This window comes from Niallia sp. Marseille-Q9988 (assembly GCF_976954375.1).
Genome location: NZ_CDRJSZ010000001.1, coordinates 92,786 through 112,991 on the forward strand (window position 1 = coordinate 92,786; position 20,206 = coordinate 112,991).

The window sequence follows — 20,206 nt, forward strand, 5'->3', positions numbered from 1 at the left end:
ATTCTCTTTCCACACTAAAAGTTAGTCCTTCAATTTTTACCTAATTCTATTTTATCAAAAGGTCCTATGAAAGCCTATTATCAATAGAAAGGAATTTGCCTTCTTCCTTTGGCAATTCTTAATAGCTATCAAGCAAGTATCTATTTCATAAATAAAGAGAGCTACTTTCAAAAGCTTGTTGATATAACCGACAGAAAAAAATATAATAAAACAGCAAAAAAAAGCTTACTTTAAAGCAAGCTTCCCAATATAAAAGTAGAATCATCATCTGAATTATTATATTTTCCAACAATACTATCTGCTATGGAGCTAATAGGCAAATATCCTTTTAGCAAATTTTTTATTCCTTGAATATTAAATCCGTCGGAAAAAACAAGGAATTTCGCGTGATTTTCAAAGGCAAAACGTTGCGTATGATAATGTTGAGGTCTTCCTGATAAGTAACCCGTTACTGGGAGTGGATAAGTCAATTTGCCTGAAGGAGAATAAAGAAAGAATCGAATATTACCTACACAGCTATAAATAACTGTCTTGGTAGCATAGTTAATTTTGAAAACACAGACTGCCGCTCCTCTTTTCTTTATAAGAACATTGTTAGATAGTTCCATTAATTCCTCAACAGATTTCGCATGATTTTCTTTAATCATCTCGGTAACTGCAACGGATGCTTCATTTGCGTATTCGCCGCTTCCAAGACCATCTGCTAATACACAAACAAAGTATTCATCCGTTGATGTATAAAAAAAACTATCTCCACAAAGGGTTTTCCCTTTCTTGCTAGTCTGATAGGCAAGTACATGGACATTATTATCTTTCAATTCATTCATAAGATAAACTCCGAATTATTGGACTCTGCCTGTATTGCTTCTTGGAGCTTTTTTATCGCTCTTCTTTGAAGCCTAGAAACATGCATTTGAGATATCCCGAGCTTTTCTCCAGCTTCCTTCTGACTAAGATTATCCAAATATGTATATTGAATAATACTTTTTTCTCGCTCCGTTAATACATGCAACACTTTTTCTAGCACTAGTTTTTGATTTACTTTTTCAAATCCTTGATCTACATCCCCCACAATATCTAAGAGAGTAACGGTTCCCCCTTCTGAATCTGCCTCAATCGAATGGTCAACAGATAAAGCCTGATAGCTTCTGCCCATCTCCATCGCTTCTAGCACTTCTTCCTCGGATACCTCTAGATAATCAGCAATTTCATTTACCTTTGGAGAACGCTGTAAATCGGTAGTAAGCTGTTCTACCGTTTTCTTTATTTTAGGTCCAAGCTCTTTAATACGCCTTGGTACATGAACACTCCACGTTTTATCTCTTAAAAACCGTTTAATTTCGCCAATTATAGTTGGTACAGCAAAGGCCTCAAAACTCTTGCCGAAGCTTTCATCATAACGTTGAATGGCTCCTATTAATCCAATAATTCCTACTTGTGCGATATCTTCGTGAAACATTTTCCCTTTAGAATATTTCCTTGCCAGCATTTCTACTAAATCACGATAATTTAAGACAAGTGCTTCCTGGGCTTTCTCATTTTGCGTCAGTTGAAATTCTTTAATTAATTCATTTACTTCTTCCTTTGATAAATGGCGATTAGGTTGAGATTGTTTCTGCATCCCTCTCCACCTGCTCTCCTTCGAGGTATTTAGTCATGAAAACAGTTACCCCGTTATTATGGTGAATCTTTACTTCATCCATTAATGTTTCGATTAAGTATAGGCCAAGTCCCCCTTCACGAAGAAATTCTACTGACTCATCCTGTTCATACGGACCTAAATCTTTGGTCGTAGAATGAAAGTCAAAACTCTTTCCATTATCGGCGACAATAACCTCTAGTCGATCATTATATAATCGAAACCCAATCAAAACATCTCCTGCGTCCTTATTCTTATACGCATGTTGCACAGCATTTGTACATGCTTCACTAGTAGCTATCTTTAAATCTTCAATTTCGTCATAGCTAAAGCCCATTCTGCTTGCAATCCCAGATAGTGTTAAGCGAATAATGCCAACATACTCTGGTTTAGAAGGGATTTTCATTTCGATGTACTCAAAATGACTCATTTGATTCCACCTTCTATCTTACTATTTATGTCTATAATATCTGCCAATCCAGTTATTTCAAATAGCCTGATTAAACGACTAGATAGACCAATCAACTTGAATTCACCATTGTTTGCTCGGACATTCTTAAATATCCCCACAAACACGCCTAAACCAGTACTGTCCATATAGTTAACATCTGATAAATCTATTACCATTTTTATTCCTTCTTTTTCAGAAAAGGAATAAATACGCTCTCTTAATTTCGGAGCTGTATACGCATCTATTTCACCAGAAACTTTAACTTCTACATCCAATTCTTTTTCCTTTACATCTATTATGATATTCATCCCGACCCACCTTTACATGATTACGATATTGTCTTTTACCCCATCGTTTACGGAGTTAAACTTTTCTTTTTAAAATAATTAAAGTAAAATCATCACGCAAATGAAATTCTTGAATTTTTTCTAATTCCATATAAACATTTTTGACAATATCTTGTGCATCTAAATGCATATGCTTTCTTATGTATCCTAGAAGAATTTCTTTATCAATAAAGCCTTCTTTCGTTCTGCTTTCTGTTACTCCATCTGACATTAAAACAATCATATCACCTGGATAAATTTCCTTTTCAAATTGTTGATATTTTGTCTTTTTATCTACACCTAGTAATAAGCCCTTTGTTTTAAGCTCACTAAACTGTTTTGTTTTCGCTTGATAATAAAGACCTGGTTCATGACCAGCCGATGCATAGTGAAATACATGCGACAATGTATCATATGCTCCGTAAAACATCGTAATGAACATACTAGGATCTACATTCTGCTCTACTACCCTATTTAAATTTTCTAATACATTGCTTGGTTTATTCCTATTTTCTGGGAGACTGTCCATTGCATACTTAATCATCGACATGCACATAGCAGCAGGAATTCCTTTTCCAATTACATCCGCGATGGCAATATTAATGATTTGATCATCATCATGAACGAAGTGATAATAATCTCCATTCATCATTTTTGCCGGAACACTGATTGCGCCAATATCCAACCCTTCTGCTTTTGGAATATCTGTACTTAATAATGTTTGTTGGACATTTGCAGCGATTTCCATCTCACTTCTTAATTCTTGCTGAACATGGCGAAGACTTTGATGTTCTCTATAAGCAAATCCATAGCCTATCATAACCTCTAAAAGAATATCAAAAGATTTCGTTACATATTCAGGCATATCCGGATATAAATCCACTAAAATAGATTTATGTAAACTGATTATATCTTCTGGTGATATTTTTTGTTCAATCGATTTCCTACTAAACTTTTGCCCTTGATAAAGCGCTTGTTCAGATTCATCTTTAATATAGTTCACAAGAAGATCTCGATACTTAGATTCCATCATTTCTCGGAAATCCATTATCTCTCTCCCCCTTATCTTAGCCACTTCACTGCCTGAATTTCTGTCCCCTCGCCTATAGAGGTTTTGATATCAAACGCATCCATCAACCGTTTTACTCCTGGTAATCCAGCACCTAACCCACCCGAGGTAGAAAAACCATCTTGCATTACTTGTCTTATATCTTTTATTCCAGGACCACTGTCTTTAGCAATTAGCTTCAAGCCCGCTTTCCCATTATCAAAAAGCTTCTCTATACAAATTTGCCCTTGTCCAGCATATAAATAGATATTTCTTGCAAGTTCACTAATCGCAGTAGTAATACGAGCTTGATCTACAATACCGAAGCCAAGCTCTCTTGCAATATTTCTACCTAATTGCCGAGCTGCAACGATGTCCCATTCATTTACGATTTTTACACAGGATTGGTCTCCCATAGGTCAATCCTCCAATTCCTGTTGTAATTTCTCCAAACCTTTTTCTAGATCTAAGGCAGTTAAAACATCGTTCAAACTGATACCTAGCTCTACTAAGGTGATGGCAACAGCAGGCTGAATCCCTGTCAGTACCACCTTAGCCCCCATTAGCTTCGACATACCGATAACATCACCTAATACTTTGGCAATAAATGAGTCTATAAAATCAATGGATGTTAAGTCAATCACTACTCCACTTGCACTAGTTTCATGGATTTTATTTAATAAATCCTCTTGAAACTGAAGGGCTGTTTGGTCATCTAATTCCCACTGAATGGATACTAGCAAATAGTCATACAGTTTTAATATTGGTATTCTCACTCTATTCACCCAAAACCAACCAACTTTCATTTAATATATTTTTACGTACTTCCTTTTCTTTTTTAGTTCAACTAAATGGACGAAAACCAATCCAAAACAAGCATTTCTTTTATACAATTTTGCCAAACAAAATAAAACTATCTTTCATCGAAAGATAAATATCCTGTATGCTCATTTCCATTGATTTGATTGCTCGATGTTTTTAAAACAGCTTTCCTCCATTTTATCACATAAAGAGATACTTTCTATTTTCAAAAACTTATATATTGAAAAAACAAGCGGTATTTTTGAGGCCACTGAAAAAGTGAATTACCTGGTGAATCGGTAGTTACCAAACCTTTCTAACTTAGTGTAGGTTTTTGTTTTCCGAGGCTTACCGCTCGCTTTCCACGGGGCGAGCGCCGAGCCGCTTCGTCGCTACGCTCCTGCAGGGTCTCGGACTTTCTCGCTGCTCCCATAGGAGTCAAGCGTTCACCTCTCCAAACCAACTTAATATTCGCTTTCAAATAAATAAATTCTTATTTAATTTGAAAAAACTATACTTTTTCAGTGCCCTCTATTTTTGGGCATTATTTTTCGCTTGATAATTAACTAATCCTATATGTATATAGGTTTTGACTTTTCTATATTCCCTATCTGATTATATTTAAAACCTTTAATTAAGAAATATTTTATCCTTTTAGAGAATTACGCTTCCTTTCCAATAAAAAATAACCTCCTACAATACGAAGGGGGTTACATTCTTATACATAACAGAACAAAAAACGCTATAAAAAAAAGCGCTCCAAACGAGCGCATTCTATCATTAAAATTCAATGAGACCTAAACTAATCTGTAGAGCTTCATCGACTTTTTCCATCATTTCCTCATCGAGATGAGTAATTTTGTCCGTTAGCCTCTGTTTATCTATCGTACGAATTTGTTCTAAAAGAATTACTGAATCTCTTTCAAAACCATATCGCTTCGCATCAATTTCCACATGAGTCGGCAATTTAGCCTTTTGAATTTGAGCTGTAATTGCTGCAATAATGACTGTGGGACTGAACCGATTCCCGATGTCGTTTTGAATGACAAGTACAGGACGGACGCCGCCTTGCTCTGAACCAACAACTGGGGATAGGTCTGCAAAATAAACGTCACCACGTTTGACAATCAAAGGATTACCCTCCGCTTACAAGACGTTCTACTGTATGCTCTGCCTCGTATTCTGCGAGAAAGCTTTCTGATGCAATGGATAAATTTAATTTAGCCATCTCCATATATCCTCGTCTCATCGATTCGCGGATATGTCTCTTTTTACGTTCGCGAAGATACATTTTCGTTGCTTGATAAATAAATTCACTACGATTTACATTTTCCTGCTTAACGAAGCCGTCCAATTCAGTTAACAAATGCTTTGGTAATTTTATCATGATCTCTGTCGTTGCGCTGGATTCAGACACAAAGATACACCTCCACCATCACTACACACCATTTTTAGCTCTGCTTTTTTTAATCATACCACTAATAACTGTTTCTGCAAAGTCCATTCAGCAATTCTACTGTATTATCCACCAAAAATTATCCCTTTTATGCATCAAAGAATGGAAAAAGCGAAAAATATTCTCAAAACAAAGAGGGGATTTACCATATTTTTCATCTATTATTATTTCTAGCTGGTATATGTGACCATAATTAATGTATTCATTTCTTTGATCATCCATTACTTTTATTTTCAGCCCAATGTTGAATTATTCTTTTACAATTCTCGCCAAAAATAAATCCTGCTATACTTTTCAGTTATAATCCGTTACTCCATCTCACTAATTAAGGGATTTACCGTTTCTTCAAAAACACCATTTTTTTTATATATACGGGGGACTCTTGCGGAAATCATACATGTGACCTCATAATTGATTGTGTCTAATTTAGTAGCAATTTCATTAACAGAGATTTCTTCATCCTTTTGCTTCCCAATTAACGTTATTTGCGTACCTGGTTCTAAATAGTACGGAAGCCTTACCATACATTGATCCATACAAATTCTCCCGACAATCGGCACTCTCTTTCCTTCTACGAGAACCTCTTGACCTTGCAATTTCCGCAACCACCCGTCTGCATAGCCAATCGGCAAAGTACCAATCCATTCCTCTTTTTCTGCCTCATATGTGGCACCATAGCTTACCCTATCGCCCTTGTTTAATTTTTTCACTTGGACCAATTTTGTGCGCAAGGAAAAAGCTTCTTTTAAGGAATAAGGCAAATCAGACTCAATCTCAAGAGATGGCGTCAATCCATACATGGAAATCCCCATACGAATAGCATTGTATTGTAAATCAGGATACAAAAGACTCGCGGCACTATTACTACAATGAACGATTGCTGGCAGCTTTGAAAATGCAGCAAGTAGTTCCTTAAAACGCTGGATTTGTTTCTCAAAGTAAATAGAATTTTTTTCATCTGCTGTTGCGAAATGAGTGAAAACTCCTTCCACCACAATATTCGGATGATTTGCCAGCAACTCTTCCACCTGCTGAATCTCTTGTTCCTTTCTCAGCCCAATTCTACCCATGCCTGTATCTAATTTTAAATGAATCGCCACGTGCGCATCTTTATTTAAAAATTGGATAGCATCTTCCAACCAATCGATATGATAAACCGTTAAAGTCACCTTATATTTTATAGCTATCGCTACATCGCGCGGTCTGCTTGCTCCAAGAACAAGTATGGGTGCAGTAATACCATTTTTTCTTAAATGAATCGCTTCATCTAAAAAGGCAACAGCTAAACAGTCTGCACCTGACAGCAATGCTTCTTTGGAAATTTGCAGAGCCCCATGACCATATCCATTTGCTTTCACTACTGCTATTATTTTATTATCAGCATGTACTCTTTTTCTTAATTCCCTAACATTATATGCAATCGCATCAAGATCAATTTCCACCCATGTATCTCGATAAAAGGTATCTTCTTGAATCAAAATCCTCACACGTCCTTCATGAAATAACAAACTTGTATCCTAAATTATTCTACTGTTTTTATCGCTTGTCAATTCCAATCCTTATATGTTTGTATGTATTGTTTCATTTATACATCAAAAAAACAGCTTCTATTATAGAAGCTGCTCAAAATTGTTTATTTAATCGCTTCTCCTTGAACGGAGCGCGCAACGGTAACTAATTCATCTCGAGTTAGGTCACTTGATGCAATTGTATAATCAACGCCTTCAAACGTCCATGATACTTTTGAATCCGTAACTTCCCCAATAGTAAAGCCTAAATCCACTGGATCTCCCTTACTAACAATTGGTCCTGCTGTAGCTGGTGCTACCTCTGCTTTTTCCTGAATAATGGTATAGGACACTACCCCATCGTAGGTTAAAATAACACGATTTCCGTTTTCCGTAGCCATTTTCTTTTCTTCTACCAAGCTAACTCCTTCTAACGGCTCTTCAGGATATTTCACAGCAAATTCTTTATCTTCTATTTCTCCCATTACCGGGATTACCATCTTAGCTGCTGTCATACTTTTTTGTAAATCAAAATCCTTTTTATCAAAGGAAACGTCAAACTTTACATTCGAGAACTTAACCGTAACAAGCGCTACTCCCTCTACATCCTTAACCTTCACACTCACAGGAGAAAGATCTTTTTTACTAAAAGCAATTTCCTGTGTTGGAAGCATTTTGTTATTCTGATAGCGTGTTTTCGTTTCAAATACATAATACTTATCTGTAGCAGAAAATTTCACATCTTTATCTTCTTCAATATCTTTTACTAAAGACTCATAGAGATATGCCTGACTACTATTTTCTGGCCACTCGCTTTGAAACTTAAAGCTTTTGTTTAAAGCCGGAGTTAAAACATACACACCTTCTTCATTTTTTAAGATCATTTGACTCTGATTCTTTGCCGAATTCTTTAGATTTACTCGATAAAAATCTGGGTCCTTATGCCAGACTTCCACTTCGTATGTTTGCGGCTCTGTCCCCATTTTGAGAGTCATTTCGGCGTCTGCTTTATACCCCTTTGTCTCGACCTTTTCTTTTAAATCAGTCAGAACATCTTCTTTCGATTTTGTTCCACAGGCAGTTAACAAAAGCATGACCGTTAGCCCTACAAATAGCAACCAAATCTTCTTGTTCATTTTTTCAACTCCCCTATTTTCATTTCACGTAGAAAGAGAGAAAAATAAGCAAACAGCATTTCTATTAAAAAATTCCATACCCTTATCCTTGTGAATTTTCTATTAGAAACCGAAAACCCATACTTGTCTCTCCTATTTCTCTATGAATATATGAGACAACCTTCGGGAATATGCTACTTGGAATAATATCTCTTTTCATTGTCATTTCGTTTATGGAAATGACAATCTAGTGGGAATCAATAAACTTTTCATAAAAAAAAGGAAAAAGGCGAAACACCTCTTTTCCTTATTCTTCAATAATTACTTGTGCGAAGGCATATTGTTTACTATGGGTAATAGATAAATGAACACCTTGAGAAAATGGCTTTAAAATGCATGGCTTTCCATGGGGATCATAGCTAATCTCCACATCTAAAAAACTTAGGCTTCCTCCTATCCCTGTTCCTAATGCTTTTGAAAAAGCTTCTTTCGCTGCGAATCTCCCTGCTAGAAACTCACTTCTACGATGACCTGACAGCAGCTCATATCTTTCCATTTCCATATCGGTAAGTATCCGCTTTGCAAAATTCGGCTTTCTTTGCATCAAAGTTTCTATTCTTTCTATTTCCGTAATATCTATTCCTGTCCCTTTTATCATAAGACAACTCCTTCTATTCCATTATTTATACGCATAATATATTGTATCTTTTCCTATTGTTTGGCTATTATTGTAGAAAGAAGCTTTATTAGGAGGTATCAAATACGGTTGTTTACCAGAAGAGAAAACTTTAGAGAGTATATTTCGTATTATCCAGTCGTATCTGCAATCCTGCTCATTCACCTAGTCCTATTTTTGTTAACAAATTTGCCCATCTTCCCAAACAAACATCTGTTAGATTTAATGATAGGTGTCAATCTATATATTGTAGAAGGGGAATGGTGGCGATTAATTACTCCTATATTTATTCACGGAGGATTTGCTCATCTTTTATTTAACAGTTTTAGTATTTTTTTATTTGGTCCTGCATTAGAAAGAATCCTTGGCAAATTTAAATTTCTCTTTATTTACTTAATTACCGGTATTGCAGCAAATATTATAACACTCCTGATTGAACCTCTTACTTATGTACATTTAGGTTCTAGTGGGGCAATTTTCGGCTTATTTGGCTATTATATTAGTCTAGTCGTTTTTCGAAAAGATATCATTTCTCAAAGTAATGCACAAATTATTACTACCATCGCTGTTCTTAGTTTAATCATGACATTTTTACAGCCAAACATAAATATTGTTGCCCATATTTTTGGCTTTCTAACTGGTCTAATCATTGGAAGCTTGTCTGAATCAAAGGGAAAGAAGATTATTTCCAGCTATAAAGAGGAATGGTACTATTTAAAACAGCAGCTTCGGCACACAAAAAAACCTGAAGGAAAATCCATTATTATTTGGATCATTATCTTCGGCCTTGCCATTATTGGCTTGCTTAGTCAATAAACGATAACATCACTAGCTTATTACAAAAGAAGGCTGCCTTTATAGCAACCTTCTTTTCTTATCTATAGGAATACCACTCATAAACCTTCTTCACATCACCTTTTGAAAGGTCTGTAACCACACCCGTTGCCCCCCCGGCACCAGAAAGAACTACTCCTTCAATCGAGGCAAGCTCTCCCTTTCTTTGCCACCATCCCTCTGTATAATAGAGAGCTTGAATACGATTACGCTTCATAATAAATGTCGTCTTGTGGAATTGACGGAAGGATAAGGTTAGTTGTTTACCTAAGATAGCATAGCCTGCTGAGCGATAATTCCAATATCCCCACATTGGTAAAATCAATAATAGCAATAACGATAGCATTCCCCATCCATGAAAAAAATAAATGAGTGTGCTAATAATAGGTAGTGCAATCCAGCTGTTTTTAACAATATATCGCCAAACAGACCGTTTTGGTGGTGGTATTAGCTGCTCACTCCATTCATATTCAGGAACCACTTCCTTTAGTAATTGCGGTAAATCCTTTTTCTTTAACAAGGGAACTGCCAATACATTTGCAGCTTCTATATCATTAAAAGATCCTCCTGCACTAATTAAGGATACGCCTACTAAATGAAATGGTTGGCGAAGCATAGCCTCCGTTACTTTAACTGCCTGAATGCGTTTTAACGGAATCGTAATTTGCTTTTTCTCAATTAACCCCCGTGTAATAATCAAATCATCATTCGTCTTTGATAAAGTAAAATTCGCATATTTGAGCAATGTAATAAACAAAGATAAAATCCATAATAATACACATAAAATAAATACAACGATAGAAATTAAGGCCAATCCACTTGTAATGAACTGATGAACTTGCTCATAAATTCTTTTGATTGGAATTAATTCTTCAAACTGGGAAACGAAGGCGAAAATCGCGGAAATAATCACTCCCACTCCACCAGATGTGGTGGCCAAAATAGCTAACTGTTTATTCGTGATACGATAGATTTCTTGTTGAACAGGTTCTATCTCTTCTATCTCTTCTTCCAATACTATTTCTTCGTTTTTCTTTTTTATGATATATCTTTTTAGCTCTTCGGCAAGCTTTTTTGATATAGCTGTAAGCTCACCTTCTGCTTCTACGCCCCCTGCTGTTTCTATCTTAACTTTCACCAGACGGAACGGACGATGAAAAATCCCTTCAGTAAAATCAATACTTTGAATTCGTTCAAAGGGTATATACCTCTTTTTCTTAACAAATACCCCATACTCGATACGCAATTCATTTCCTACAACGTAATAAGTAAAATAATTCCAGTGCAAAAAACCACTAATTAAAATCACAACAAGGAGCAGGATTGCTCCTAAAATCGTATATAATCCCCAGTCTGAAGGCTTTCCTCCAAGTACAATAATTCCTATAAAAGGGAAAATCAATTCTTTTAGACGCTTTAAAATTATATAAAGAACCGAAATAGGATGAAGTCTTCTTTTTTCAAACATCCTCTTCCGCCACCTTCGTTTTGCTAGAAATATAATGTCTTATTTCCTCTGCCTCCTCTACTTCAAGCACAGGAATTTCATGGATAGTAGCAGCAGTAGAAATAGAAACTGTCGCAAGCTCATACTTCCTTAACAATGGTCCCTGCTTCATGTCTACATGTTGAACTCTAATCATCGGAATTAGAGTTCGCTTAATTACAATGACACCTTGCTGAATTTCAATTTCATCTCCTCTGACTTCGTATCTCCACCTCTTCCATTTTAAAGGTGGTAGAATACCAATGGTCAGCACTGTATGAACAAGAAGATAAATAATTATCCCTATACTTATCAGAATATGCCAGTCAAAAAGAATAGCCAGTGTGATTACACCACCGCCAATAGCCATCATGATAAGAGAGGATATTACTCCTGTTATTCGCCAAACAATTATTCCCTTTTTCGATAATCTATTTTGAGGTATCGCTATCAATTACTTTCCCCCTTTTTCTACATTTTGTCTGTTTATACTAACTATATACGAAAATAGGAGAAAGTAGTTTCAGATTTTTTCTATCAAATATAAGAAAAGCCTCAATGAAGTAATTTTTTCATTGAGGCTTTTCATGCTAAGCTTAACGGTAAGACTTAGATTTATTGTATCCACCACTTGATTGTCCTTGGCGTTTGTTACTGCTATAACCTTGTCGTTGACGGGAATTATAATTTTTACGAGCACCACGATCATTATTTTTATCATATGGTCTACGATCACGTTTAACCGGTAGTGGTTTCTCTTCTGTTAACTTAACAGGTGTTGTATCCGGTTCTTTTGTCAGCATTTTTAGAACTGCTGCAACGATTGTAGAAGCATCTTTTTGCTCTAATAATTCGTCTGCTACATTTCGGTATGAATCTAAATTGTTTTCATCCATAATTTGCGAAATTTTTTCAATCACAGCTTTTTGCTGACCTTCAATTGCTTGATCCACTGTTGGCGGAATCATTTTTTCCATTTTTCTCTTTGTTGTTTTTTCCACAACTTGAAGATAAGATCTTTCTCTATACGTAATGAATGTAATAGCGACACCTTCTTTGCCAGCACGGCCAGTTCGGCCAATACGGTGAACATAGCTTTCTGGATCTTGAGGAATATCGAAATTATATACATGCGTTACACCAGAAATATCCAGTCCGCGTGCTGCTACATCTGTTGCGACAAGTACATCAATGGTTCCTTCTTTAAATTTACGAAGTACAGACATACGTTTTGCCTGACTTAAATCTCCATGAATACCTTCTGCTGTATAACCACGCAGATTTAATGCCTCAGAAAGTTCATCAACACGACGTTTTGTGCGACCAAAAATAATTGCCAACTCAGGCGATTGAATATCCAATAGTCTTGTTAGAATATCAAATTTCGTTTTCTCCTGTGTTTCAATATAATACTGTTCGATTAATGGTACTGTCATTTCCTTCGCTTTCACTTTTACTACTTCTGGATCTTTCATGAAGCGCTCAGCCATTTTTCTAATTGGTGCTGGCATAGTAGCTGAGAATAATAATGTTTGTCTTTCTGTTGGGATTTTTGAAAGAATTGATTCAATATCATCAATGAATCCCATATTCAGCATTTCATCTGCTTCATCCAATATAACCGTTTTGACACTATCCAAACGAAGTGTTTTACGATTAATATGATCTAATATACGTCCAGGTGTACCGACAATAATATGGGGATTTTTCTTTAAAGCACGGATTTGGCGATTTATATCCTGTCCGCCAAAAATAGATAAAACTCTTGTACGTTTTCCGTAGCCGATTTTATATAATTCTTCTGATACTTGAATAGCAAGCTCTCTTGTCGGTGCAATAATAATCCCTTGGATTACTTCCTTTGCAACATCAATCTTATCCACCAATGGCACTCCAAAAGCTGCTGTTTTCCCAGTTCCTGTTTGCGCTTGACCAATTAAGTCTTTATTTTGAAGACTTAATGGAATAGTTTCTGCCTGAATAGGTGTAGCTTCTTCAAAGCCCATTCTTTTTAATGCCTTCATTGTAGCAGGACTAATACCTAAATCTTGAAACTTTACCAATATATCCAATCTCCTTCTAGTCATTAAAAATATCCATAAACAGATGGATGTACTCCATCATGTCAACCATTCGTATGTACCTCACTTTCTAAATGAAAACATATTAAAATGGCATATCGTATTCATCACATTATGCCTTTCCCCATACAATTAAAAAGAAACGATAGTCGTTATTATATAAATGATGAAAGTTATTGTTGGTTTCAATAGCCTTACAACCTTTATCAGGAGAATGATGAGGTATATGCTACTATTTAAGTCTTATTAGTTATGAGATACTATTTAACCAAGTTCTAAATAGGAGGAAATTTCAAATGACTTCTATTTATTATTTTATTAATAGCTCTGTTACCAATTTGTGATAATGTCTATTCTCTCATAGAGAATCTTCAAAATTCACGTTCGAAAACAACATGATCTTTTCACGGAGCTTTAAACAAATTAGCTAATCTGAGAAAAGTTAGCCAAATACAAAGAAATAACACATACTTACCTTTAAAAAGAAAACAACTCATTCATAACAAAGCATTTCTTATCAAGGGAACCTTTCGTCAGTGGTGTTTACCCTTCTCTCCCACCGATTGTCAGTTGAACCATTCGGACCTTTAAGGACAGTTGATTTCCAAGCTATCCCTCAAATTCCCATAAGCAGGAAGTGACAGTCATAATGAAGTTTATAAGTGGGACTTTAGATCATTTCTCTCTATTTGACTAATTTATCGTTTAAAATAGAATGTTTATACTTTACTAACATTATGCCCCAAATGTTATGTTTCTTCACGTTACTTTTTAAAATAATCTTATCACTAAGAAATACGCTTTGCAATAAATTGGGTATTCGAAAATCTACGTTTTATACATGTTTTCCCCATTTTCGCATTGTAAACGTTTTACACAAAAGAGAGTTTGCAGCGTTCGTTTATCATTTCCTATAGAAATAGTATCTTTTTCCTATTGTTCTCTCTAACAATGCTTAATTGGAGAGTATAGAAGGGCAAAGCTTGCCTATCCTACTCTTTCCATTCAAGCAAACTTCTATACATCAGAATTTTTATGTTGTCACTTCTAATTTATGAGGGCTCCTTGAGGAATGTTATTATTTCTTGAAATAATAATTCTTTTCTCTCACAATGACAAATTAAATGCTTGGAATCTTCTACATAGATGATTTTCTTGTTTTCAGCGCGAATGGTATTGTATAAATAGTTTGCACTTTTCAATGGCACAATGCCATCTTTCTCTCCTTGGGCAATCAAAGTTGGTACGTGGATGTTAGACAACAATGGTCTCACATATTGGACAAGCTTTCGGAACTGGATAGTAGCAGCTAATGGGGTACTTTTTATTTTGTTTATATAGCGAGTAAATAACTCATTTTCTCTCATTCGCCCTCGAAAAAAATCCGCACAGATTATTCTTATGTCCTTTTGAAGCTGGACAAAATTCACATAATAAGCTGCTGCACTCAATAGGATTAATTTCTTAATAGGATATTTTGTTGCTAAATAGCTTGCTATTAATCCTCCCATCGAAAATCCGACAACATATACGGTATCATGTCTTTTTAATAAATCTCTTAACGTATCTTCTGCATGCAAAAGCCATTCATTATACATAATGCCCTTTAATCTCAATTCATTTCCATGGCCAGGTAGTGTGGGGATGATACATTCCCAATTGGAATGTTGTTGAATATATGTAGCCAGTGGTTCCACTTCCATCGGGGAACCTGTAAATCCATGTATAAACATACAAGCTGTCATATTATAGCCACTCCTTTTAGAGTTATTTTACACTATAAAGGTAATTTTTCCAACACTTGAACTTTCCCTTTATAATGACGCCTGTTGTTGTCAAAAGACAAATTAGCTAAATTAAAAAAGCCAAACCTACAAGAAAACGATTTTCCGCTTATCTATCGGCTGGCCTCTTTCAACTATTGAATAGCCTTAACGATTTCCTCCAGCTTCATTCCTCTAGAGGCTTTAACTAAAACTACTGTTTCTTTATTTACATAATGGGTTAATGTTTGTATTAACGGTACTTTGTCCTGGAAGGTAAATATACGATCTTCTGGGAGAGCCGTTTTCGCACCTCTTGCAATAAAACTTCCCAGATTTCCATATGTCAAAACATAATCAATTCCCTCTAGTTTTTCGCCTATTTCATAGTGAAATGTCTCTTCATTATCCCCAAGCTCTAACATATCACCGAGAACAGCGATTTTCTGTTTATAGCCTGGCAGCTTTTTTAGAACATCAATTGCAGCAAGCATCGAAGTTGGACTGGCATTGTAAGCATCATTAATAATTTTAACACCTGATTTTCCTTCCACTAATTCCATACGCATATTAGTAAGCTTTAATGATTGTAGTCCTTTATTCATTACTTCAAAAGGAATGTTAAAATACTCTGCCACAAGCATTGCCGCTAATGCATTTAAAATATTGTGATTTCCGAGAACCGGTAGTTCAAATGGATCAGAAATCTTATTAATATGAAAAACACTGCCATTGTTTTGTGTCTGGATATGAAGAGGATATAAATCATTAGAAGGATTCATCCCGAAGGTTTTCTTATCAAGAGTACTATTTTTCATACGACTTGAAAGAAGTGGCTCGTCACCAAAATAAATGAATCTGCCGTTGTCTTTTAATCCATTTAATATTTCTAACTTCGCCTCTGCGATTCCTTCTCTTGAGCCTAAATCCTGCATATGGGATTCGCCGATATTGGTAATAACAGCAATGTCGGGTTCAGCTAGTCTGCTCAAAAAGTCAATTTCTCCCCTTCCACTCATTCCCATTTCTAAGACAGCAATATCCGTATCCTCTTCTAAACCAAGAACAGTTAAAGGAAGACCAAGATGATTATTATAATTCCCTTCTGTTTTTTGCACCTTATATTTTAAAGAAAGGAGACTAGTTGTCATATCCTTTGTAGAAGTTTTCCCATTGCTTCCTGTAATTCCTACTACTTTAACACTCAACTGCTGAAGATAGCTTTTAGCAAGAGCTTGAATAGCTGTTAAAGAATCCTCAACAAAGATAAGCGGCAGATTCTTTGGTGGATTCGGAACATCCTTTTGCCAAAAAGCTGCAGCTGCTCCTCGTTTTATCGCATCTTCGACGTATTGGTGCCCATCCGTTCTTTCTCCTTTAAATGGAATAAATAATTGCCCTACTTCAATTTTTCTAGAATCAATGGTTACCCCATTAATTTGAACATCCGCAAATTGCGTGAAAGAATCCACATTGCCGGCCATTTTTGCTATTTCTGCATATGTACGTTTAATCACGAAAAAACCTCCTTTTTCCAATAGTTTATTAAAAAAATATTTATTATTTTCCGCTGAAACCTGATATTTGATGGAACAAAAGAAGAGGTATTATTCTCACCTCTCCTTTTGACCGTTGTTATACAAATATACATGTTCTAAAGTCTATTTACTATGGAGCAATCTGAATCGGTTAACAAGCATCCAATTAACAAATGCCTTCCCATTTCTTCTCTATTAAATCGTATATTTGATATTTTGTTTTTCTGTATGTCTTTCCACTGCAAGATCTACTAATTTATTGATTAAAGCATCATATTCTAAACCTGTGTGCTTCCATAATAATGGGAACATGCTGAACGGTGTAAATCCAGGCATTGTATTTACTTCATTAATATAAACTTCCCCCTCTTTTGTAAGGAAGAAATCTGCACGTACAAGGCCAGAACAATCAAGTGCTTTAAATGCTTTAATCGCATCTGTTTTAATAGCAGCATATTCAGATTCTGTAACTTCTGCTGGAATAATTAAAGCTGTATCTCCATCCTCATACTTTGCTTTATAATCGTAAAAATCTTTTTTCGGAACAATTTCTCCTGCTACAGAAACTTCTGGGTGATCATTTCCTAGTACCCCTACTTCAATTTCTCTAGCTATTAAGCCTTCTTCGACAATAATTTTGCGGTCAAATTGGAATGCTTCGATAAAGGCAGTTTCTAATTCTTCTCTAGTCGTACATTTACTAATTCCTACACTTGATCCAAGATTAGCAGGCTTGACAAAACAAGGAAAACCTAATTCCTTTTCCACACGATCATACGCTGCCGCTTTATTACTTTGCCAGTCACTGCGGATAAAAGAATTATATTTTACTTGGTTTAGTCCAGCTACTTCAAATATATTCTTCATAATTACTTTATCCATTCCCGCTGATGATGCTAAAACACCATTTCCAACATAAGGAAGATTCAGAAGTTCCAGCAATCCTTGTACGGTTCCATCTTCGCCGTTTGGTCCATGAAGTAATGGAAAAATAACATCTAAGGAAGCCTCATCATTTGCTTGGAAGAGAGTAGTAGAAAGCGCATTTGATCCGATTTGCTCCTGTGAGTTAAACGCAAGCTCTTTTACATTTTCAACAGGTCCCATTAATTGTGGTCCGCGCACCCATTCACCACTCTCCGATATGTAAATTGGATGAATATCATATTTATCTGTATCTAATGCTTTAATTACTGCCATTGCTGTTTGCATACTAACTTTATGTTCAGCAGATTTTCCGCCATATAATAATCCAAGTTTCTTTTTCATTATGAGTTACCTCCATTTAATCAATGCACTTGTTTATTCTACCACTAGAACCAGACCTTTAAAAAGAAAACATGTAAGTCAAATAACAATTTAATCAGACCCTAATAATCCTTTTCCATTTTAACTCTTATTACCATATGAAAAAAGGGCTAAATTGGAGCTTATTTATTTAAAATTTCTCCCTAAGAAAGAAAAATTATCCTTGCTCCTTTATCTTATCTCAAAGAAACAAGTACTTCATGAAAATAGCCACCTGCCAACCTTTTTATTTCTGATTCCATTTCTTTTTCATACTCGACAATAAAGCATGTAGCTGGACCAGAAGATTTTAAAAGATCAACAGAGCATGTCACTTCTTCTTCTTGAAAAAGCTTCCCCTTTAACTGTCCTAATTCATAAAGAATTCCCTTAGAGCCAACTGGCTGTAATCGACATTTTACTTCCTTTGCAAAATGAGAAAACAAAAATAAGGGAACAACTTTATCTTCCTGTAACATTACTTCTTCCCCAACAAGGGGACTTCCAATAACCGCAATTCTTCCATTTACAATGGATGTCTCCTTGAAATCAGCTTGTCTTTTTCCAAGAATCGTAAGCCCAACAGCTGATTGACAGAAGGAAAAATTGCTCTCTGTACTGCCTGTTATTCCAAGCTCACCATCTAACCCAAGCTCCTGCACTCCTTTATGTATACCTGTTACAAGGGGAATCCAAGCATCATTTCCACAAAAATTCTGCAAAATTACCGAAAACGGGATTCCTCCTGCTGCCAAACATTCCATAACTGCTACGCGAAAAGAAAAATAAGAAACTATATCATAGGGAACGGAAACTTGATCCTCTTCTTTCTGCCCAATCCCTCCACTATTATCTGCACTAATAACCATTACTTCTTCTTGATTCCAGGGAACAATTTGTACATCTCTCATTGCTTCGCCTCTCCCCACCCTTTAAGGAAAGATTCTAGCCTCGGCATTAACAGCTGAGCAATAATGCCGTTTAATACAGCACCGATCAACAATACTGGAACCATAGAAATATAAAAACCTTTTCCCATTAGGAATAAGAAAGGAAGGGGCAGTAGAACTCCATTTCCTAACACAAACCATAAATAGGAGATAATTCTAATTCCATTCTGATAGATTTTAGTAAAAATAAAAACAAGCAAACACATTTCTATCGCAATAAATAAATGAAAAATTCCGAGTGGGAGTCCTCCAATCAAAGCAGACACCAGATGACCGAAAGCAGCTACTATTCCTCCAGCAATCCCACCTAAAAATACACCCGCAATAAGACTCGGAAAACTATCGAGTGCAACACTTCCAATGAAGCTTGGAATTTTTATAAAAGCACCAATAACCGAAATTGCAATAAAAATAGCAAGGATATTAATCTTCTTTACGTTCATTTCTCTCTCCCTTTTTAGTTGTTCGAAATACCTTTGCACTACGTACATACTCGACATCTGCCACATCGCTTCTATAATTAATCACCCTTGCAAGCGCAAAAAAGTAATCAGAAAGTCTATTTAAATATTTTAATGGCAATTCCGGTATATCTTCATTCGTTTTCACCAATGTCACCACTAAGCGTTCCGCTCTTCTTGTCACTGTTCGTGCTAGATGCACAGTCGCTGCTGCTTCTGTCCCTCCCGGCAAAATAAATCGCTCCAAATCCGGCGTCTCTTCCATAAAAGCATCAATTCGTTCCTCTAAATAGGCAATAGCCTCTTCTGTTAACTTCCATTCTCTTCTTTTTGAGATACTCGCTAAATCTCCCCCACAATCAAATAATTCATGCTGAATTTTCTCTAAGTCTTCTTTAATATCAGCAAATTGTTCTCCCGCTAATTGCGCAACTGCCAATCCAACAAAAGAATTTAATTCATCTACTGTACCGTATGCTTCTACACGAATGTCATCCTTTGATACTCTTCCCCCAATTATACTAGTTTCCCCTTTATCACCTGTTTTTGTATAAATTCGCATATTCTATCCCTCTTTCTGTTTATTTGTTTAGTGTTTTTGCGATTAGTGCTTTTTACGTTAAATGTAATTTTTTCTTGTAGTTGCTTTGTTGCTTTAGAACTTGTCTTGCTTTTTGAAAACCACTTTTCTCTTGCCCGCTTCGGATTTCAGCGTTCATCCCGCTTTTAAAAACCACTTTCACTAATCCCATAGCCTCCCTACCAGTCACCCACAAACCAAATTCA

General features: G+C 35.8%; 23 protein-coding genes. 1 reads left to right on the forward strand and 22 read right to left on the reverse strand.

Features of this window, described 5'->3' with window-relative positions; all coding sequences use genetic code 11:
• Positions 1-230: 230 nt before the first annotated feature.
• The 12 genes from ACWNMZ_RS00470 to acpS all read right to left on the reverse strand — a co-directional run bounded on the left by ACWNMZ_RS00470 (position 231) and on the right by acpS (position 9,002).
• Positions 231-827, reverse strand: coding sequence for a PP2C family serine/threonine-protein phosphatase (locus ACWNMZ_RS00470; RefSeq protein ID WP_251627847.1), 597 nt, complete (start codon positions 825-827; stop codon positions 231-233).
• The gene (gene sigB / locus ACWNMZ_RS00475; RefSeq protein WP_031540173.1) at positions 824-1,621 is read right to left on the reverse strand and encodes an RNA polymerase sigma factor SigB; all 798 of its coding nucleotides are present in this window, start codon (positions 1,619-1,621) and stop codon (positions 824-826) included. Before sigB ends, ACWNMZ_RS00470 begins: the two co-directional genes overlap by 4 nt.
• Positions 1,599-2,069: an anti-sigma B factor RsbW gene (rsbW, locus tag ACWNMZ_RS00480; protein WP_031540172.1), complete on the reverse strand. Its 471-nt coding sequence runs from the start codon at positions 2,067-2,069 to the stop codon at positions 1,599-1,601. The genes sigB and rsbW overlap by 23 nt, the downstream gene beginning before the upstream one ends.
• Positions 2,066-2,398, reverse strand: coding sequence for an anti-sigma factor antagonist (locus ACWNMZ_RS00485; RefSeq protein WP_031540171.1), 333 nt, complete (start codon positions 2,396-2,398; stop codon positions 2,066-2,068). Before ACWNMZ_RS00485 ends, rsbW begins: the two co-directional genes overlap by 4 nt.
• A gap of 55 nt (positions 2,399-2,453) precedes the next feature.
• Positions 2,454-3,464 (reverse strand): PP2C family protein-serine/threonine phosphatase, encoded by a 1,011-nt coding sequence (locus tag ACWNMZ_RS00490; RefSeq protein WP_031540170.1) that lies wholly within the window; start codon positions 3,462-3,464, stop codon positions 2,454-2,456.
• A 14-nt stretch (positions 3,465-3,478) separates the two neighbouring features.
• Positions 3,479-3,880, reverse strand: coding sequence for an anti-sigma regulatory factor (locus ACWNMZ_RS00495; RefSeq protein WP_031540169.1), 402 nt, complete (start codon positions 3,878-3,880; stop codon positions 3,479-3,481).
• A 3-nt stretch (positions 3,881-3,883) separates the two neighbouring features.
• Positions 3,884-4,240: an STAS domain-containing protein gene (locus ACWNMZ_RS00500; protein WP_031540168.1), complete on the reverse strand. Its 357-nt coding sequence runs from the start codon at positions 4,238-4,240 to the stop codon at positions 3,884-3,886.
• Between the two features lie 805 nt (positions 4,241-5,045).
• Positions 5,046-5,396, reverse strand: coding sequence for a type II toxin-antitoxin system endoribonuclease NdoA (ndoA, locus tag ACWNMZ_RS00505; protein WP_016201246.1), 351 nt, complete (start codon positions 5,394-5,396; stop codon positions 5,046-5,048).
• 4 nt (positions 5,397-5,400) lie between these two features.
• Positions 5,401-5,682 carry a CopG family ribbon-helix-helix protein gene (locus tag ACWNMZ_RS00510; RefSeq protein ID WP_016201247.1) on the reverse strand — a complete coding sequence of 94 codons (282 nt, stop codon included), beginning with the start codon at positions 5,680-5,682 and terminating at the stop codon, positions 5,401-5,403.
• 347 nt (positions 5,683-6,029) lie between these two features.
• Positions 6,030-7,199 (reverse strand): alanine racemase, encoded by a 1,170-nt coding sequence (gene alr / locus ACWNMZ_RS00515; protein ID WP_031536299.1) that lies wholly within the window; start codon positions 7,197-7,199, stop codon positions 6,030-6,032.
• A gap of 155 nt (positions 7,200-7,354) precedes the next feature.
• Positions 7,355-8,365 (reverse strand): LolA family protein, encoded by a 1,011-nt coding sequence (locus tag ACWNMZ_RS00520; protein ID WP_031536298.1) that lies wholly within the window; start codon positions 8,363-8,365, stop codon positions 7,355-7,357.
• Positions 8,366-8,651: 286 nt separating this feature from the next.
• The gene (gene acpS / locus ACWNMZ_RS00525) at positions 8,652-9,002 is read right to left on the reverse strand and encodes a holo-ACP synthase (protein ID WP_031536297.1); all 351 of its coding nucleotides are present in this window, start codon (positions 9,000-9,002) and stop codon (positions 8,652-8,654) included.
• A gap of 108 nt (positions 9,003-9,110) precedes the next feature.
• Here acpS and ACWNMZ_RS00530 point away from each other — a divergent pair, with 108 nt between their 5' ends.
• Entirely contained in the window at positions 9,111-9,836 is a 726-nt protein-coding gene (locus tag ACWNMZ_RS00530) for a rhomboid family intramembrane serine protease (RefSeq protein WP_031536296.1), read from the forward strand.
• Between the two features lie 58 nt (positions 9,837-9,894).
• Here the strand turns inward: ACWNMZ_RS00530 and ACWNMZ_RS00535 are convergent, their stop codons facing one another.
• The 10 genes from ACWNMZ_RS00535 to ACWNMZ_RS00580 form a co-directional block, all read right to left on the reverse strand.
• A complete protein-coding gene (locus tag ACWNMZ_RS00535) occupies positions 9,895-11,322 on the reverse strand; it encodes a PH domain-containing protein (RefSeq protein WP_031536295.1) in 1,428 nt (475 codons plus the stop codon).
• Positions 11,315-11,794 carry a PH domain-containing protein gene (locus ACWNMZ_RS00540; RefSeq protein WP_031536294.1) on the reverse strand — a complete coding sequence of 160 codons (480 nt, stop codon included), beginning with the start codon at positions 11,792-11,794 and terminating at the stop codon, positions 11,315-11,317. Before ACWNMZ_RS00540 ends, ACWNMZ_RS00535 begins: the two co-directional genes overlap by 8 nt.
• Before the next feature lie 142 nt (positions 11,795-11,936).
• Complete coding sequence (locus ACWNMZ_RS00545; protein ID WP_081836568.1) at positions 11,937-13,427, reverse strand: DEAD/DEAH box helicase; 1,491 nt, start codon at positions 13,425-13,427, stop codon at positions 11,937-11,939.
• A gap of 1,046 nt (positions 13,428-14,473) precedes the next feature.
• On the reverse strand, positions 14,474-15,166 hold the full coding sequence (locus tag ACWNMZ_RS00550; RefSeq protein WP_031536292.1) for an alpha/beta hydrolase: 693 nt from the start codon (positions 15,164-15,166) through the stop codon (positions 14,474-14,476).
• A 173-nt stretch (positions 15,167-15,339) separates the two neighbouring features.
• Positions 15,340-16,701 carry a UDP-N-acetylmuramoyl-tripeptide--D-alanyl-D-alanine ligase gene (locus tag ACWNMZ_RS00555; RefSeq protein WP_031536291.1) on the reverse strand — a complete coding sequence of 454 codons (1,362 nt, stop codon included), beginning with the start codon at positions 16,699-16,701 and terminating at the stop codon, positions 15,340-15,342.
• Between the two features lie 216 nt (positions 16,702-16,917).
• The gene (locus ACWNMZ_RS00560) at positions 16,918-17,991 is read right to left on the reverse strand and encodes a D-alanine--D-alanine ligase (protein ID WP_031536290.1); all 1,074 of its coding nucleotides are present in this window, start codon (positions 17,989-17,991) and stop codon (positions 16,918-16,920) included.
• Between the two features lie 215 nt (positions 17,992-18,206).
• Entirely contained in the window at positions 18,207-18,920 is a 714-nt protein-coding gene (locus tag ACWNMZ_RS00565; RefSeq protein WP_031536289.1) for a hypothetical protein, read from the reverse strand.
• Positions 18,917-19,402, reverse strand: coding sequence for an ECF transporter S component (locus ACWNMZ_RS00570; protein ID WP_031536288.1), 486 nt, complete (start codon positions 19,400-19,402; stop codon positions 18,917-18,919). Before ACWNMZ_RS00570 ends, ACWNMZ_RS00565 begins: the two co-directional genes overlap by 4 nt.
• The gene (locus ACWNMZ_RS00575) at positions 19,383-19,982 is read right to left on the reverse strand and encodes a cob(I)yrinic acid a,c-diamide adenosyltransferase (protein WP_031536287.1); all 600 of its coding nucleotides are present in this window, start codon (positions 19,980-19,982) and stop codon (positions 19,383-19,385) included. The genes ACWNMZ_RS00570 and ACWNMZ_RS00575 overlap by 20 nt, the downstream gene beginning before the upstream one ends.
• Before the next feature lie 52 nt (positions 19,983-20,034).
• Entirely contained in the window at positions 20,035-20,163 is a 129-nt protein-coding gene (locus tag ACWNMZ_RS00580; RefSeq protein ID WP_269320376.1) for a hypothetical protein, read from the reverse strand.
• Positions 20,164-20,206: the final 43 nt, after the last annotated feature.

Coding starts and splice junctions, on each gene's coding strand:
- ACWNMZ_RS00470 (WP_251627847.1), bottom strand. CDS start 827: ATGAATGAATTGAAAGATAATAATGTCCATGTACTTGCCTATCAGACT.
- sigB (WP_031540173.1), bottom strand. CDS start 1,621: ATGCAGAAACAATCTCAACCTAATCGCCATTTATCAAAGGAAGAAGTA.
- rsbW (WP_031540172.1), bottom strand. CDS start 2,069: ATGAGTCATTTTGAGTACATCGAAATGAAAATCCCTTCTAAACCAGAG.
- ACWNMZ_RS00485 (WP_031540171.1), bottom strand. CDS start 2,398: ATGAATATCATAATAGATGTAAAGGAAAAAGAATTGGATGTAGAAGTT.
- ACWNMZ_RS00490 (WP_031540170.1), bottom strand. CDS start 3,464: ATGGATTTCCGAGAAATGATGGAATCTAAGTATCGAGATCTTCTTGTG.
- ACWNMZ_RS00495 (WP_031540169.1), bottom strand. CDS start 3,880: ATGGGAGACCAATCCTGTGTAAAAATCGTAAATGAATGGGACATCGTT.
- ACWNMZ_RS00520 (WP_031536298.1), bottom strand. CDS start 8,365: ATGAACAAGAAGATTTGGTTGCTATTTGTAGGGCTAACGGTCATGCTT.
- acpS (WP_031536297.1), bottom strand. CDS start 9,002: ATGATAAAAGGGACAGGAATAGATATTACGGAAATAGAAAGAATAGAA.
- ACWNMZ_RS00535 (WP_031536295.1), bottom strand. CDS start 11,322: ATGTTTGAAAAAAGAAGACTTCATCCTATTTCGGTTCTTTATATAATT.
- ACWNMZ_RS00545 (WP_081836568.1), bottom strand. CDS start 13,427: ATGACTAGAAGGAGATTGGATATATTGGTAAAGTTTCAAGATTTAGGT.
- ACWNMZ_RS00550 (WP_031536292.1), bottom strand. CDS start 15,166: ATGACAGCTTGTATGTTTATACATGGATTTACAGGTTCCCCGATGGAA.
- ACWNMZ_RS00560 (WP_031536290.1), bottom strand. CDS start 17,991: ATGAAAAAGAAACTTGGATTATTATATGGCGGAAAATCTGCTGAACAT.
- ACWNMZ_RS00565 (WP_031536289.1), bottom strand. CDS start 18,920: ATGAGAGATGTACAAATTGTTCCCTGGAATCAAGAAGAAGTAATGGTT.
- ACWNMZ_RS00570 (WP_031536288.1), bottom strand. CDS start 19,402: ATGAACGTAAAGAAGATTAATATCCTTGCTATTTTTATTGCAATTTCG.
- ACWNMZ_RS00575 (WP_031536287.1), bottom strand. CDS start 19,982: ATGCGAATTTATACAAAAACAGGTGATAAAGGGGAAACTAGTATAATT.